This window comes from Pedobacter sp. GR22-10, assembly GCF_026239715.1.
Lineage (GTDB): Bacteria > Bacteroidota > Bacteroidia > Sphingobacteriales > Sphingobacteriaceae > Pedobacter.
The window spans coordinates 684,290-700,937 of record NZ_JAPIVR010000002.1; the positions used below are offsets into that span (position 1 = coordinate 684,290).

A 16,648-nucleotide genomic window follows, 5' to 3' on the forward strand; every position below is an offset into this window, starting at 1 on the left:
CAGGTACTGATTTAAATTTGGTTAGAAAGCTAAAGCCTTTTAATGACCCCAATTTAAGACTTTTATAGCAGAGATTGGGAAAGCTTTTGGTAACATTTTAGAAACGGGCATTAAAGTAAGCATCTGCTCTGCTCAAGCTGCTGATTTTACTTGGGCATTTTAGTAAAACAAAAAGCCCTTCAGAAAATCATTTCTAAAGGGCATATCTAAACCTGAGCGGTTTATTTTATCTATCCCAGCATGGCCAGGCTTTCTTCAATGATTTTAATTTTTGCTTCCGCATCAGCTTTTTTATTACGTTCATTCGCAATAATTTCTGGTTTTGCATTTTGTACGAAGCGTTCGTTGCTTAACTTCGCATCAACTGATTTTAGGAAACCCTGCAGATAAATCAAATCAGCATTTAGCCGGATGCGTTCTGCCGCTACATCAATATTTTCCGAAAGCGGAATAAAAAACTCATCCTTCCCCGCCATAAATGCTGTCGCGCCGGCAATTTTATCATTTACAATTTCAGCTTCAGCAACATTGGCAAGTTTGAAAACAATATTTAGCCATTTCTCATAGTCGATATCCGAATTCACTTTTAAACACAATGGCAATGCTTCTTTCGGAGAGATTTGTTTCTGGTTGCGTACATTTCTGATTTCGGCAACCACCGTTTTAATCACTTCCGCATCTTTCAGCAATTTCTCATCAATATGGCCACCTTTTGGATATTCAGCCACGATGCAGCAATCCAGTTCACCGCGTTTAGCAAATAAATCATCATGCCACAGTTCTTCGGTAATGAAAGGCATATTTGGGTGCAGTAATTTGATAATCTGTTCAAAGAAGGCAACAGTAGCCTGATAACTCTCCGCGTCTATGGGTTGCTGATAAGCCGGCTTAACCATTTCTAAATACCAGGCACAGAAATCATCCCAAACCAGTTTATAGGTGATCATTAAAGCTTCCGATAAACGGTATTGCTTAAAGTTGGCTTCTATCTCTACCAAAGCTTCGTTGAAACGATTTTCGAACCAGGAAATCGCCTGTGTATTGGGATTTTCTAAATTTTCATCCACTTCCCAGCCCTTTACCAGGCGGAAGGCATTCCATATTTTAGAGGCAAAATTGCGCCCCTGTTCGCAGTAGCTTTCATCAAACATTAAATCGTTACCTGCCGGTGATGACATTAACATCCCTACACGAACGGCATCGGCACCATACTTTTCAATCAGCCCAATCGGATCAGGAGAGTTACCTAATGATTTAGACATTTTACGACCTAACTTATCGCGAACGATCCCCGTTAAGTATACATTGGTAAAGGGTTTTTTACCCATAAACTCATGTCCGGCCATGATCATCCGGGCCACCCAAAAGAACAAAATTTCCGGGGCGGTAACCAGGTCATTGGTAGGATAATAGTAATTGATATCTTTATTTTCAGGATTTTTAAACCCGTCAAATACAGAAATCGGCCATAACCAGGAGGAAAACCAGGTATCCATGACATCTTCATCCTGTTTAATAAACGGCTCCAGCTGATGTTTAAAACCAGCCTTATCTGCTTCCACACCCCCATCATCTAAATGCTTTTTCTTCCAGAACTCTTCTAAAGCTTCGTCTTTGGTTTTGGCAACCACCCAGTTTCCTTTGTCATCATACCAGGCCGGAATTTGTTGTCCCCACCAAAGCTGACGGGAAATATTCCAGTCGCGAACATTTTCCATCCAGTGGCGGTACGTGTTTTCAAATTTATTCGGAATCAGGTTAACTTCGCCATTTAAAACATCATCCAATGCCGGCTGCGCCATTTCTTTCATCTTTACAAACCACTGCATGGAAAGTTTAGGCTCAATGGCGGCATCAGTACGCTCAGAAAAGCCTACCTGCGATTTATAATCTTCAACCTTATCCAGATGCCCCGCCTCTTCCAGCATTTTGGCAATCTTTTTACGGGCTACAAACCGGTCTTCACCTACCAGGATCACGGCCAGTTCATTTAAGGTACCATCATCATTTAAAATATCGGTAACCGGCAAATGGTGTTTTACACCCAGTTCGTAATCGTTTAAATCATGTGCCGGAGTAACTTTTAAGCAACCGGTACCAAATTCAATATCTACATAATCATCTTCAATTACTGGAATTTCATGATTAACCAGTGGAACAAAAACTTTTTTCCCTTTTAAATGTGTAAAACGCTCATCGTTAGGATTAATACAAATGGCCGCATCAGCCATAATCGTCTCCGGACGCGTAGTGGCAACAACCAGATAGTCGGGAGTCGACAGTCCTGAGTCTGAAGTCTTGTCATCAACAATGGTATAGCGAATGTAATACAGCTTTTGATTAACCTCCTTACGGATCACTTCCTCATCAGATACGGCAGTTTTACCAGCAGGATCCCAGTTAACCATACGGATGCCACGATAAATCCAGCCTTTTTTGTACAGATGGATAAACGAATCAATTACAGCCTCAGAAAGATCTTCTTCCATGGTAAAGCGTGTACGGTCCCAGTCGCAGCTTGCACCAAGTTTTTTCAGTTGCTCCAGGATAATGCCTCCGTATTTTTCTTTCCATTCCCAGGCATATTTTAAAAATTCCTCGCGTGAAAGGTCTTTTTTATCAATACCCTGTTCCCTTAACATGGCTACAACTTTCGCCTCGGTAGCAATAGATGCATGATCTGTTCCAGGAACCCAGCAGGCATTTTTGCCCTGCATACGTGCTTTACGAATCAGCACATCCTGAATCGTATTGTTCAGCATATGCCCCATGTGCAATACTCCAGTCACATTTGGTGGCGGAATGACAATGGTATAAGGCTCGCGTTCATCAGGCTCTGAATGAAAAAATTTTTTCGATAACCAGTAGCTATACCATTTATCTTCTGTTTCTGCAGGATTATACTTAGTGGAAATGCTCATGAAAAATTAATATAAAAGCCCAAAAATAGCTAATTAAGCGCAAAGCTAAAAGATTAAAGCGGAAAGATAAATGCAGAAACTGAGTTACAGCGCATGATCTTCATTAAAAAATATTTCTTTATAAGTGAAATCGTGTAAAACAAGAACTGAAAACTTCATATTTAAATTCATTTTCCACTTGTTCGAATCATTATAACCTGCTTAAAATCTCAATAAAAATTAGAAATTTTGTAAATGAGTAAATTCAACTGGCATTCCGAAACCTTAACTGATCAAACGATAATTACGAAAGATTTTAAAAATACACAAAACGTAAGGCGTTATTTCCAGTCACATTTTGGAGAAAACTGGAAAAACAATCGAATCTTTATGAATTGGTTCAAAGAGAACGAAGGAAAGACATTAAAAGAAGCAGTTGATGAGTTTAGAAAACGAAATAATTAATTCTTATCAGAGAAAAGGAAAATTAAGTGATTGCAATACAACATTACGATTAAATCTTTAGACTTCGGATTAATCCAAATCACTAAAAACATCATCCAATTCCAGTTCAAAGCCTGGCAAAACCGATGAAGATACTTTTTCGCTCAGAGAATATATTTTTGAGGGTTGAAATTTGCCAAACTCATTTAAAGTATAGATCAAAATACTTTGATCACTTTGACTCACCACCCAGTATTCTTTTACACCAAACTCCTGGTAAACCTGATATTTGTGTAATAACTCTACCTTGGTATTTCCGGGCGAAAGGATTTCTACAATTAAATCAGGTGCACCGATACAACCTCGGTCATCCAGTTTACTTTTATCGCAGACCACACAAATATCTGGCTGCAATACGGTAAGCACATCTTTATCTTCTTTACTTTCCTTTGGAAATCGGACGTCGAAAGGTGCAGCATAAACTTTACACGATTTACTTTTTAAAAAATTAGCAATCGGATTGAAAATATTTCCGGAAATTTCCTGATGAACCCTTGAAGGCGCAGGACTCATCTTAAAGATCTTACCTCTAATGAGCTCTACCCGATCATGAAAAAGCCAGTTTAAATAATTCGCGTAGCTGTATGTTAATGATGCATCAATATCATTGAGTTCATGAACAGGCTCTTCATGTAAATCTGGATATGGAACTGGCTTATTCATAACCAAATATATTAAAATTTGTAGTATACAAGAAATAATGAAAGTGCATTTCAGTTTTCTCCTGCTGTTTTTAAAGTTTTAATCCAGGTCTTGGAACACATCATCCAATTCGAGTTCAAAGCCTGGTAAAACTGTTGAAGTGACTCTTTCGCTTAAAGTAAATAGCTTAGAAGGTTGAAATTTACCTAAATCATTTAGGGTATAGATCAAAATACTTTGATCGCTTTGGCTCACCACCCAATATTCTTTTACACCAAACTCCTGGTAAACCTGATATTTATGCAATAACTCTACCTTGGTATTTCCGGGAGAAAGGATTTCTACAACCAAATCAGGTGCACCGATACAACCCCGATCATCTAATTTACTTCTATCACAAACCACACAAATATCAGGCTGCAATACAGTGTATACATCTTGATCTGCTTTACTTTTCTTTGGAAATCGGACGTCGAAAGGTGCAGCATAAACTTTGCATGATTGGCCATCCAAAAAATTTATGAAGGATTTTAACAAATTGATCGAAATTTCCTGATGCAATCTGGACGGTGCAGGGCTCATCTTAAAGATTTTACCTTTAATGAGCTCTACCCGATCATGAAAAAGCCAGTTTAAATAATTCGCGTAGCTGTACGTTAATGATGCATCAATATCATTGAGTTCATGGACAGGCTCATCACGTAAATCCGGATATGGAACTGGCTTATTCATAACCAAATATACTAATTTTTATAGTAAATTAAAACTTCATTTTCTGAATCCTGACGGCATTTAAAATGGCCAGCAAAGCTACTCCAACATCCGCAAAAACAGCTTCCCACATGGTTGCAATACCGCCTGCACCTAAAATTAACACCAATGCCTTAACTGCAAATGCCAATATAATATTCTGAACAACTACATTTTTGGTTGCCTTACCAATTTTTATAGCAGTTACAATTTTTGAAGGCTGATCAGTCTGAATCACTACATCAGCCGTTTCAATAGCCGCATCACTACCCATTGCCCCCATAGCAATACCAATATCACTAATGGCCAAAACAGGTGTATCATTGATTCCATCGCCTACAAACGCCACTGTTCTGGTTTTATCTTTTTTAATTTCTTCCAGTCTGGCTACCTTATCTTCAGGAAGCAGATCACCATAAAAAGATTTTATACCTAAAAGGCCTGCTACATTTTTTACAATTGAAATTTTATCACCACTCAGCATCACCACCTGGTTTACGCCATTGGCGTAAAGTTGTTTGATCGCTTCGGCGGCATCTTCCTTAATTTCATCTGCAATCACAACATAGCCGGCATATTTTCCATCTATGGCCATCAGTACAATACTTTCTTCAATGGCTTTTATTTCCAAATCAAAAGCGATGTGATACTTCTCTAACAACCTAACATTCCCGGCCAAAACTTCACTTCCGTTTACCCGTCCTTTTAATCCCATTCCGGCAATTTCCTCAATGCTTTCTGCAGGGCGAATTTCTTTTGCACCGGCATAAGCTACTATTGCTTTAGCAATGGGATGCGTAGATTTTGCTTCCAGCGCCACTAAATAACTCAAAAAGTCTTCCTCAGCAAGGCTTGATTTTATTTTCTGAACCTGAAAAATCCCCTTAGTGAGGGTTCCGGTTTTATCCATCACCACCGTGTTTAATTTTGTAATCAGGTCCAGAAAATTAGAGCCTTTAAACAAAATCCCATGAGATGAGGCGGCACCAATACCACCGAAATAACCAAGCGGAATAGAAATAACCAATGCACAGGGACAGGAAATAACCAGAAAAACCAATGCACGATATAGCCAGGTCTGAAAATGATATTCGTTCCCTAAAATTAAAATAGGAATAAGCACCAAAGCAAGGGCTAAAAAGAAAACAATTGGGGTATAAACTTTCGCAAATTTTCTGATGAATAATTCGGTTTTTGCTTTGCGGGCGGTGGCATTCTGCACCATCTCTAAAATCCGTGAAAGTGCACTGTCAGCAAAAATTTTGGTAACGGTGATCTCAATTACCATGTCCAGATTCAGCATGCCGGCCAAAACGCTTTCCCCTTTATAAATGGTTTTTGGTTTGCTCTCCCCGGTTAATGCCGCCGTATTAAAGCTGCTTTTTTCGGTCAGCATTTTTCCATCCAAAGGAATCTTCTCCCCTGCTTTAATCTGAATGGTTTCGCCAACCAATACCTTCTCAGGATCAATGCTTTCATATTTTCCATTCCGAAACACATGTGCAATATCGGCACGAACATCCAGCAGGGCAGAAATATTTCTTTTTGCACGATTTACCGCAGCCATTTGAAACAACTCACCTATGGTGTAGAAAAGCATAACGGTAACACCCTCGGGATATTCACCAATGGCAAAGGCACCGATGGTGGCGATAGACATGAGTGAAAACTCTGTAAAAAAATCCCCGGCTTTAAATGTTTCCCAAACCTCCCGTAAAACAGGAATACCTACGGGCAAATAAGCCACGATGTACCAGTAAGGACGAATGATCTGAAAAGCCTCTACTTTAAAAAGATTATCGAAAGCAATGCCGCTAAGCAACATCACCAGCGTAACAATAGCTGGCAGATAAGTCTTAAATGCAGAGGCATCGCCACCATGGTTATGGTCATGATCATCACCATCTTCAGGCAAGTGATCATGATCGTGGCGGGGTTTAGACTTGGCTTTACTACTACAGCAACTATCTTCATGATCGTGGATATGACTCATTATTATTTTATCTTGATGTTAATGCCTGCAACAAAGATATAGGTAACGACAAACGATAATGTCTCGTAAACCTCCATTTCATATCTTTCAACAACCGGCAACCAAATTTAGAGAAAATTAAATGCTTTATGCTGAATCATTCTAGATAGTGTTTTTTTTGACAAGCACACAATAAATAATGTTAAAAAATGTTAATACTGTATTAAAGATTGAAAATCATGAAATCTATTAAAATCACATTTTCAGCATCCGAAATTATCCGACGTCTGGGTCTGGCAAAAATTTATTATTGGTTCAACAAGTAATATTCTTGGTATATTGTTTCAGGATTAATTAGTATTTCATAAATTTCGCAGTAATAACTAACTGATTAAAGCGAATGAAATACCAAAATCTGAAAACATATTTTGCCGCCCTGGGTATAGTTGCTGCCGGCCTTTCTGCCAATGCACAAACCACCAGAAAATTTATTGATCCGGCAAATATGGATTTATCTGTAAAACCAGGCGATGATTTTTATACCTATGCGAGTGGCAACTGGATTAAAAACAACCCTGTTCCGGCCAAAGAAACGAGATGGGGTTCTTTTAATGAACTTCGCGATTTCAATATCAATGCCGTAAAAACTTTAGTAGAAGATGCAGCCGCTGATAAATCTGCACCTGCGGGTTCAGTTAAACGCCGCGTGGGCGATTTTTTTGCCGCTGCTATGGATACTGTAGCCATTGAAAAGCTGGGCTATACGCCTATCAAGGCAGATCTGGAGAAAATCAACCAGATCAAAGATATTCAGGGCGTTCTTGACCAAGTGGCTTACATGCGGGTAAGTGGCATTGCTAGTCCGATGTTTGGTGTAGGCGTAGGCCAGGATCGCAAAAACGTGAGCAAATATATGGTAAACATCGGTCAGGGAGGTACCACTTTGCCAGATCGTGATTATTATCTGAAAGATGACACCAGAAGTGTTAAAATCCGTGAGGCTTACAACACTTATATGACTACCCTGTTTAGCTTAACCGGAAGTGATGCAGAAGCGGCAAAACAAAAGGCTGCTACCGTTTTCAAAATTGAAAAACAACTGGCAGAAGCACAAATGAGCCGGATGGAAATGCGTGATCCATATGCTACTTATAATAAACTTACCGTAAGCGACCTTAATAAAAAAACACCTGATATTAACTGGGCTGCCTTTTTACCAAAATTTCAAATTAAAGCACAGGATACCGTTTTAGTCTCGTCACCTAAATTTTTAACCAGTTTAGATGGAATGCTTAAGTCAGTTCCATTGGCAGACTGGAAAACTTATTTACAGTGGAATGTATTGAAAAATTCTGCAGGCAGCTTAAGTTCTCCATTTGTAAAAGCCAGTTTCGCATTTACACAGGCACAAACTGGCCAGAAAGTACAGACCCCACGCTGGCAGCGCATGTCATCTCTAACAGATGGCACCATTGGTGAGCTTTTAGGTCAGCTTTATGTAGCGAAATATTTTAAACCGGAGGCAAAAGCCCGCATGGATGCCATGATTGTGAACCTGCGCAAGGCCTTCGAAATCAGAATTAACGGACTGGAATGGATGAGCGTAGAAACCAAGCAAAAAGCTTTGGAAAAACTTGCGGCATTTAAACCAAAAGTAGGTTATACCACCAAGTGGGAAACTTATACCGGCTTAGATATTAAAAGAGATACTTATTTCCAGAATTTACGCAATGCAAGCATCTGGAGTTATAATGAAAATATCAACAGATTAGGGAAGCCAGTTGACCGTAACCGTTTCGGGATGACACCTCCTACAGTTAATGCTTCCTATAGCCCTACCATGAATGATATTACTTTCCCGGCAGGAATTTTACAGTTTCCATTTTTCGATCCTAATGCTGACGATGCTGTAAATTATGGTGGAATTGGTGCCGTAATCGGACACGAGATGAGCCACGGTTTTGATGATAGCGGAAGCCAGTATGATGCTCAGGGTAACCTGAAAAACTGGTGGACTGCTGAAGACAAGGCTAAATTTGATGCAAAAACCAAAGCATTGGGCGAGCAGTTTGATGCTTATACGGTTTTAGACACTGTTCATGTAATCGGTAAATTAACCATGGGTGAAAACATTGGCGATTTAGGCGGCTTAAACGCTGCTTATACAGCCTTCAAAATGACAAAACAAGGTCAGGGCAATGAGAAAATTGATGGGTTTACGCCAGATCAGCGTTTCTTCCTTTCATGGGCACAGGTTTGGAGAGGTAACATCTTACCTGAAACTGCAGCACAGCTGATCAAAACAGATCCGCATTCACCTGGTCCTTACCGTACCATTGGTGCACCAGTTAACATGGATGCCTGGTACACGGCGTTTGATGTTAAACCTGGTGATAAATTATATAAAAAACCAGAAGACAGAATCAGAATGTGGTAAATTCAGGTGAAGAGCTGAAAGGTAAAAAACCTAAGGCTATCCCTCATTTGAACTAAAACTATCCACACTATTCATTCAATATATTATTGCGAACGCTCCTACAATCATGGGAGCGTTTCGCTTTATTATTCATGGAGATTTAATTTAGGTAAAACTAAAATCCATGAGAATCATTATATCTTTGATAAATAAATGCATCCATCTTCAACCATGAAAGGTAAAATCAAATTAGTTTCATTAATCGCTTTAAGCCTGTTCTCATTTAATCTTTCCGCGCAGAATAAATTGATCGGTTTAGACAAACTCATTAATAAAACTGATCCTGCCTGGCCATTGGTTCAAAAGTGGATTGATTCTGCTAAAAATAAAGTGGAAGTTTTGCCTGTTGATTCATCCAAAGCGAAAGAAGTATTGTATAATGCACAGATGACGACATATGCTACGCTCGGATCAGTCATTTACAACACTGGCGGTATTATGGTAGATAATGGCTGGATCAGAATCCTGGGTTCAGGCAGCGAAAGGTTAACACGCAACATTGCCGAATGGAATAAAGGGAAAACCATTAAAGAATACGGAGACAACGTTCCCTATCTGTTAATTGCAGATGATGCCGTAGGTGGTTTCTTCGCTATTAATTATGGTGGCTTAGGCCCTGATGTTAAAAACGTATATTACCTGGAACCCAATACGCTAACCTGGCAGCCACTTGGTGCCGGCTACGGTGAATTTCTGATTTTTTGCTTCGATAGTGACCTTTCTAAATTTTATAAAGGTTTACGCTGGAGCTCCTGGGATCAGTTTATTGGCAACTTAGCCGATACCAAAACTTACAGTTTCAGGCCTTATCTGTGGGAGCAAGGCACAGATATTGAAAAGTGCACCAGAAAACTCGTAGGAATTGAAGAAATGTACAATTTCAATATTATGAAATCTAAAGAGTTGAATGCAGATAAAGGAATAAAGAAAGACGAAACGAAGAAAGACGCAGCGAAGCAATAAACTTGATCCCTATTGCGATGAAATAAAATTAAAAACCATTGAACATGCCATCAACTTTATCCTTTTCAAGAAGGCATGCACACTGGTTACATCAGGGCACTTAAAAAGCGGGTTTAAGTTAACTATATTTTGCCTGCGTTTTCTTGGGCAGCTTAGCCAAAACCATCGCACGTGAATCGGCAACCCTCGCTTTTAGTTCCTGATCATTAAGAACCTCCAGATTTTCAACCATAATCCACTGTCTTTTTGCCAGATGATAAGCTTGAGCAATTCCATCTCTTGCCGTTAATTCATCGAAATGTTCAGGGTTGCATTTAATCGAAAACCGGCCTCCCTCGTCAATGGCAATGATGATGTAGATTTTCTCTTCGATCATAAAACACAAATGATCCCATTTCATTCCCTCAGTTGTACCAGGCAAACTTAAGCAGTATTCTCTAAAAGATTCAATGTTCATGGGGTGGTTAGGTGGTTAGGTGGTTAGGTGGTTAGGTGGTTAGGTGGTTAGGTGGTTAGGTGAAACTAGAATAGAAGTACTATGTTTGCATGATCATAAATTTTTGATTTACGAAAATAATAAATTTTGAACTATTATCTTAAACTCGTTAATTCACATCATCCAAACCATGAATATTATCACCCCAACTGCCGACGGTTCAAACACCCTCTACAATGAAACCATCGGCGAACATTACCATAGCAAACATGGCGCTTTGCAAGAAAGTAAACATGTTTTTATTGATGCCGGATTAAAATTTGCTTCAGCAGGAAAATCAGCTATTTCCATTCTGGAAGTTGGTTTTGGAACAGGTTTAAACTTTATCCTGAGTTATGATTATTGCACGCAGCATAATATTGATTTAGGTTACACGAGTATTGAAGCTTTTCCACTTACCAGTGACGTCATTAATCAGACGGGTTATTCGGCATTTGTTCCATCAGAAATCTGGGATAGCTTTATTAAAAATTATGATGAGGCATTAGAAACACCAAAAATTCTATCTGAATACTGTATGCTTGAAATTCCACATACAACACTGGATAACTTTACCACAGAAAAAAGATTTGACCTGATTTATTATGATGCCTTCTCCGTACAGCACCAGCCTGAAATGTGGACAAATGAAATCATTGCCCATGCCTGTAATTTCTTAAAGCCTGGCGGTGTTTTCGTTACCTATGCCATCACAGGAAACCTGAAACGTGCGGTTAAAGCAGCTGGTTTCAATATCGAAAAACTTCCTGGTGCACCCGGTAAACGTGAAATGCTTCGGGCAATAAAAATCTGACAAAAAGGAGACGGCATGCCAAAACCACCTTTCTATTCGTTTGTTAATTTATAAAAACAAATATCATGGAAAAAAGAATATTAGGTAAAACAGATTTAAATATTGCGCCCATTGTATTTGGAGGAAACGTTTTTGGCTGGACCATCAACGAACAGCAATCATTTGAGATACTGGATCATTTTGTAGATAACGGCTTCAACTTTATAGACACGGCTGATGTATATTCACGCTGGGTACCTGAAAATAAAGGAGGAGAATCAGAGACAATTATAGGCAACTGGCTGAAAAAACGCAATCAACGCCATGATGTAGTTATTGCCACAAAAGTAGGTTCAGACATGGGGCAAGGCAAGTCTTTAAAAAAAGATTATATTATCAATGAAGTTGAACATTCGCTTTCCCGACTGCAAACGGATTATATTGATTTATACTTTTCACATTTTGATGATGAAAGCACACCTGTTGAAGAAACGCTGAGTGCTTACGAAACCTTAATCAGGGATGGAAAAGTACGTTGGATTGGCGCATCTAACTTTTCTGCAGAAAGGTTGAAAGAATCCCTGCTTTTCTCTGCGCAACATCATCTTCCACGTTACGAAGTTTACCAGCCCGGATATAATTTATTTGACCGGGCAGAATTTGAACGCGATCATGAAAAGATCTGCCTGGAAAACGACTTAGGTGTTATCACTTACTATTCTTTGGCTAGTGGTTTCCTCACCGGAAAGTACCGCAATGAAGAAGACTTAAAGAAAAGCCAGCGTGGTGGCGGCGTCAGGAAATTCTTAAATGAAAGAGGCTTTAAAATTCTGGATGCATTGGATCAGGTAGCAGATAAATACCACACAGAGCAGGCATCCGTGGCTTTGGCCTGGCTTATCCATCATCCTTCCATCACTGCACCTATTGCCAGTGTAACGGATCTGAATCAGTTAAAATCTTTTACCTCAGCAGCCAATCTGAAGTTGATGCCTGAGGATATTTCCCTGCTGAACAAGGCAAGTGTTTATTAATAAATAATCCTTTATATTTAAATGCCCGATTAATCAAAACAATTAATCGGGCATTTTGTATTAAACTGAATTTAAAACACGATGAAAGAAAAACTTACCTTTCTGCCTAAGCTGGCCCTGGTACTCTTTTGCCTGATCAGCCTAACTTATATTGCGATTTTGGGACAATCGCTTCTCGCACCTCTACTTTTTTCTTTCCTGATGGCTATCCTCCTGCTTCCGGTTGGTCATTTTTTAGAACATAAGTTCAGGCTTAAAAGAGGTTTGGCTACTGTATTGGCCGTAATTCTGATGATTGCCGTTATTAGCGGGATTATTTATTTCTTTGGAAATCAATTAAGTGATTTGTGGGCAGACTGGCCTTTACTTAAACAAAAGGCTAATGTTTCTTTTCATGAATTGCAGCATTGGATTTCCACCACTTTTCACGTGAATACAGAAAAGCAACTGGCTTATCTGAATGACAGTACAGAAAAAGCACTGGCCACCAGCGCAACGATTGTAGCCACTACACTGGCTACTTTATCTTCTACCCTGCTCTTTTTAGGCTTTACCTTATTATTTACCTTTTTCATTTTAAATTACCGCAGGGTATTGTTTACTTTTTTGACCTCGGTTTTTAAAGAAGAACACAAGGAAAAAGTAACTGAAATTGTAAGTCAGATTCAATACATCATCAAAAAATACATCATTGGTTTGTTTTTGCAAATGCTTATTGTAACCGTTTTGATGATTGCCATTTTAAGTTTATTGGGCGTTAAATATGCAGTTCTATTGGGCTTAGTGGCAGGCATATTCAATGTTGTTCCCTATTTGGGCATCTTTTTTGCCTTGCTGGTCAGCTGTTTAATCACCTTCGCCACGGCAGGTGCAGGTAAAGTTTTACTGGTTTTAATTGCATTTATCGGCGTCCATGCCATCGATGGTAACATCCTGATGCCATTGGTTGTAGGCTCCAAAGTAAAAATCAATGCCCTTTTTGCTTTTCTTGGTATTATTGTGGGTGAGATGATCTGGGGTATCTCCGGCATGTTTTTATGTATTCCATACCTGGCCATGTTAAAGATTATATTTGACCGCGTAGACAACCTGAAACCATGGGGCATTTTAATGGGCGAAGAACATAAACCTCAAAAGAAAAAGCGTGTTTACCAAATCACTAAAAAGATCAAGCTAGAGGAAAAAGATTAATTGTAAAACTTACTGAATGAAACCCTTATTTGTTTTAATAGTGGTATACGTGGCCATATTAGCATTTAATGGCCATGCCACCTTCGATAAAGGAAATATTTTTGCAGGAAATATCGCTATGTCGGTCATGCTGCTCTTTACGGCTATCGGGCATTTTAAATTTAAAACGGCTATGGCCGCCATGATTCCGCTATTTATCCCGAAAAAAGTAGAAATCGTGATATTTACAGGCGTGCTGGAAATTTTATTTGCCATTGGTTTAAGTGTAGAAAGTACCCGCTATTACACAGGCATCGTACTAGTTATATTTTTGTTCACCATTCTGCCAGCCAATATTTATGCAGCTAAAAACCGGATTAATTATGAAAATTTATTTAAGCCTGGCCCAGGGATTAAATATTTATGGTTTAGAATTCCATTTCAATTTTTCTTAATCGCCTGGGTTTGGTACTTTAGCATCAGATAAAAACCAATATGCCAAATCATCCCATTCCTGCAGCGGCTAATACACCGGCCGATGCCTTCGACAGATTACTTACCGTACTGGATACACTGCGTACACAATGCCCCTGGGATAAGAAACAGACCATGGAAACCTTACGTCATTTAACAATAGAAGAAACCTATGAATTAAGTGATGCCATTTTAGAAGGTGACCTGGATGAAATTAAAAAAGAGCTGGGTGATGTGATGATGCACCTGGTTTTTTATTCACGTATTGCATCAGAAACCGGTGCCTTTAACATTACTGACGTTTTAAATGGGGTTTGTGATAAATTGGTGAATCGCCATCCACATATTTATGGTGATGTTGAGGTACAGAATGAAGAAGATGTAAAACGCAATTGGGAACAAATTAAGCTGAAAGAGGGAAATAAATCTGTCCTCGCTGGGGTTCCGGCTTCACTCCCTGCTTTGGTAAAAGCTTCACGTATTCAGGAAAAAGCACGCGGAGTAGGTTTTGACTGGGAAGATAAAAACCAGGTATGGGAAAAAGTTGAAGAAGAACTTCAGGAATTTAAGGCAGAATTTAATGTAACCGATCACACGGCAATAGATATTGAAAAAGCTGAATCAGAATTTGGTGATGTACTTTTTTCCCTCATTAATTATGCCCGGTTTATAAACATCAATCCGGAAAATGCCCTGGAGAAAACCAATAAAAAATTCATTAAACGCTTTCAGTATCTGGAAAATAAAGCCAAAGAAAATGGTAAAGCTTTGGCCGAAATGACACTTGCTGAGATGGACATTTATTGGAATGAAGCAAAGAAATTATAGATATGAATCCTGAATTTAATGATCATCCAACACCTGGAAACCTGGTGAATATTATCACTTTCAATGTTACAGATACGAAAAGCCTAGATGGTGGCATTGTTCCATGGGTGAATATATTGCGTGCAAATGAGGAGATTCTGAACCTGGCAGATGCGGATGAAATTGTAATTCCTGAACATGATATTGCAATTTCTATAGATTATCCGCTTCAACATCCTGAGACTTTTCATTTATACTCATCCATCGGTTTTTCCAGAAAATTATTGTTAATCGAAATCCGAGAGAAGTTTCTGGAACTTTCAGATCAGGAAAATGAATCTTTCAAGGGCCATAATGTAGATCTGGTGGCTTTAGACGTTTACAAAACAGCTACCGGAAAAATTGAAATTACTTTAGATATAGACGCTTAAATATTCAGCATTACGCTTATCAATAAAGATGAAATTTTTCTACTACACCTTTCTGATCATCATTTTACCGATCAGCCATGTAAAAGCTTCGTTGCTCCGAGACTCCGTTCCCATCCATGATACTTTCACCATAACAACAGAGAAGATGGGAGAAACCAGAACCATTAATGTTTGGGTTCCTGAAAGCTATACTAAAAAAAAGGATTCCCTCCCGGTAATGTACATGGCAGACGGTGGTATAAAGGAAGATTTTCTGCATATAGCGGAAACATTTGCCAAACTGATCAAAGCCAAAAGTATACCCCCAACTATTCTTGTTGGGATTGAAAACACACAGAGAAGAAGAGACCTGACCGGTTTTACAGAGGTTGCAGAAGATAAAACGATTGCACCTGTCGTAGGTGGTGCTGAAAAATTCAGGGCCTTTATTCAGGATGAGCTTTTTCCTGAAATCGCTAAACGATATCGCATATCCCGCAAAAGAGGAATAATGGGCGAATCGCTTGCCGGCTTATTTGTGATGGAAACATTAATGCTTAAACCTGAAATGTTTGATAACTATATTGCCTTTGATCCTTCATTCTGGTGGAATAACCAATACCTGATCAGGATGGCAGACAGTCGTTTAAGCAAATTAACACGGCCTGAAAAAAGGTTATGGTTTGCAGGCTCAGGCACGAAAGGCATTGCTGAAAATACGCGAAAGTTGGCGGCTTTGTTAAAGGCTAAAAATTACAGGCACCTGAAATGGCATTATGCTGATGAACCCGATGAACAGCATGATAGCATTTTTAAAGCAACCAAATCGCAGGCTATTCAATGGACATTAGGAGAAAAATAACTGAAAGATCTATTTAATAGAAAATTCCATCAACATAATACCATTTCCCATCTTCTAATTTGAAGCTTGATTTTTCATGAAGCACGGCTGTTTGAAACCTTTTATTGAGATAGAAAGCTTTAAATTCTACAGTAGTAGAATCAGCTGCAATAATTTCCAGTTTCACCCATTTGGTATTTTTTGCACTTTTCAGATAGGAATCTCTTGAATTCCCTTTACGTTTACTGAAGTGTGTCGTTTCAAAAAGATAATCTGCATCAGCCAATACAAAAGCAGCATATCTCGAACGCATTAAAGCCGCTACGGTGGGTACCGTAGCAGCCCTGAGATGATAAGGCTGACAACAGTTTTTGTAATCCAGGCCACTACTGCAAGGGCATTTTATAACATTCATAACTTAATGTGAATTGCAAAAT

The 16,648-nt window shown here is 39.0% G+C and carries 16 protein-coding genes; 10 read left to right on the forward strand and 6 right to left on the reverse strand.

Annotated elements, in window-relative coordinates; genetic code table 11:
- Positions 1 to 230: 230 nt before the first annotated feature.
- Positions 231 to 2,921, reverse strand: coding sequence for a valine--tRNA ligase (locus OQX64_RS10380; RefSeq protein WP_265818725.1), 2,691 nt, complete (start codon positions 2,919 to 2,921; stop codon positions 231 to 233).
- A gap of 234 nt (positions 2,922 to 3,155) precedes the next feature.
- Here OQX64_RS10380 and OQX64_RS10385 point away from each other — a divergent pair, with 234 nt between their 5' ends.
- Positions 3,156 to 3,365: a DUF6434 domain-containing protein gene (locus tag OQX64_RS10385; RefSeq protein WP_088302898.1), complete on the forward strand. Its 210-nt coding sequence runs from the start codon at positions 3,156 to 3,158 to the stop codon at positions 3,363 to 3,365.
- A gap of 69 nt (positions 3,366 to 3,434) precedes the next feature.
- Here OQX64_RS10385 and OQX64_RS10390 read toward each other — a convergent pair whose 3' ends face one another.
- The 3 genes from OQX64_RS10390 to OQX64_RS10400 form a co-directional block, all read right to left on the reverse strand.
- Positions 3,435 to 4,067 carry a Uma2 family endonuclease gene (locus tag OQX64_RS10390; protein ID WP_265818726.1) on the reverse strand — a complete coding sequence of 211 codons (633 nt, stop codon included), beginning with the start codon at positions 4,065 to 4,067 and terminating at the stop codon, positions 3,435 to 3,437.
- Between the two features lie 78 nt (positions 4,068 to 4,145).
- A complete protein-coding gene (locus tag OQX64_RS10395) occupies positions 4,146 to 4,778 on the reverse strand; it encodes a Uma2 family endonuclease (protein ID WP_265818727.1) in 633 nt (210 codons plus the stop codon).
- A gap of 28 nt (positions 4,779 to 4,806) precedes the next feature.
- Positions 4,807 to 6,789 (reverse strand): heavy metal translocating P-type ATPase, encoded by a 1,983-nt coding sequence (locus OQX64_RS10400; RefSeq protein WP_265818728.1) that lies wholly within the window; start codon positions 6,787 to 6,789, stop codon positions 4,807 to 4,809.
- A gap of 379 nt (positions 6,790 to 7,168) precedes the next feature.
- Here OQX64_RS10400 and OQX64_RS10405 point away from each other — a divergent pair, with 379 nt between their 5' ends.
- On the forward strand, positions 7,169 to 9,205 hold the full coding sequence (locus tag OQX64_RS10405) for a M13 family metallopeptidase (protein ID WP_265818729.1): 2,037 nt from the start codon (positions 7,169 to 7,171) through the stop codon (positions 9,203 to 9,205).
- A gap of 210 nt (positions 9,206 to 9,415) precedes the next feature.
- Positions 9,416 to 10,207 carry a DUF2625 family protein gene (locus OQX64_RS10410; protein ID WP_265818730.1) on the forward strand — a complete coding sequence of 264 codons (792 nt, stop codon included), beginning with the start codon at positions 9,416 to 9,418 and terminating at the stop codon, positions 10,205 to 10,207.
- 118 nt (positions 10,208 to 10,325) lie between these two features.
- Here the strand turns inward: OQX64_RS10410 and OQX64_RS10415 are convergent, their stop codons facing one another.
- A complete protein-coding gene (locus OQX64_RS10415; RefSeq protein WP_265818731.1) occupies positions 10,326 to 10,664 on the reverse strand; it encodes an MmcQ/YjbR family DNA-binding protein in 339 nt (112 codons plus the stop codon).
- Positions 10,665 to 10,833: 169 nt separating this feature from the next.
- Between OQX64_RS10415 and mnmD the strand changes: the two genes are divergently transcribed.
- From mnmD to OQX64_RS10450, 7 genes are all read left to right on the forward strand, one after another.
- Positions 10,834 to 11,496, forward strand: coding sequence for a tRNA (5-methylaminomethyl-2-thiouridine)(34)-methyltransferase MnmD (gene mnmD, locus OQX64_RS10420; protein ID WP_265818732.1), 663 nt, complete (start codon positions 10,834 to 10,836; stop codon positions 11,494 to 11,496).
- A 65-nt stretch (positions 11,497 to 11,561) separates the two neighbouring features.
- Positions 11,562 to 12,509, forward strand: coding sequence for an aldo/keto reductase (locus OQX64_RS10425; protein WP_265818733.1), 948 nt, complete (start codon positions 11,562 to 11,564; stop codon positions 12,507 to 12,509).
- Between the two features lie 81 nt (positions 12,510 to 12,590).
- On the forward strand, positions 12,591 to 13,700 hold the full coding sequence (locus tag OQX64_RS10430) for an AI-2E family transporter (RefSeq protein ID WP_265818734.1): 1,110 nt from the start codon (positions 12,591 to 12,593) through the stop codon (positions 13,698 to 13,700).
- Positions 13,701 to 13,716: 16 nt separating this feature from the next.
- Positions 13,717 to 14,166, forward strand: coding sequence for a hypothetical protein (locus OQX64_RS10435; RefSeq protein WP_265818735.1), 450 nt, complete (start codon positions 13,717 to 13,719; stop codon positions 14,164 to 14,166).
- An 8-nt stretch (positions 14,167 to 14,174) separates the two neighbouring features.
- A complete protein-coding gene (mazG, locus tag OQX64_RS10440; protein ID WP_265818736.1) occupies positions 14,175 to 14,981 on the forward strand; it encodes a nucleoside triphosphate pyrophosphohydrolase in 807 nt (268 codons plus the stop codon).
- A gap of 2 nt (positions 14,982 to 14,983) precedes the next feature.
- On the forward strand, positions 14,984 to 15,391 hold the full coding sequence (locus OQX64_RS10445) for a hypothetical protein (protein ID WP_088302908.1): 408 nt from the start codon (positions 14,984 to 14,986) through the stop codon (positions 15,389 to 15,391).
- Between the two features lie 28 nt (positions 15,392 to 15,419).
- Positions 15,420 to 16,232 (forward strand): alpha/beta hydrolase, encoded by an 813-nt coding sequence (locus tag OQX64_RS10450; protein ID WP_265818737.1) that lies wholly within the window; start codon positions 15,420 to 15,422, stop codon positions 16,230 to 16,232.
- Between the two features lie 13 nt (positions 16,233 to 16,245).
- On the opposite strand, the gene OQX64_RS10455 is transcribed toward OQX64_RS10450, so the two are convergent.
- Positions 16,246 to 16,626 carry a YchJ family protein gene (locus OQX64_RS10455; protein ID WP_265818738.1) on the reverse strand — a complete coding sequence of 127 codons (381 nt, stop codon included), beginning with the start codon at positions 16,624 to 16,626 and terminating at the stop codon, positions 16,246 to 16,248.
- Positions 16,627 to 16,648 lie beyond the last annotated feature (22 nt).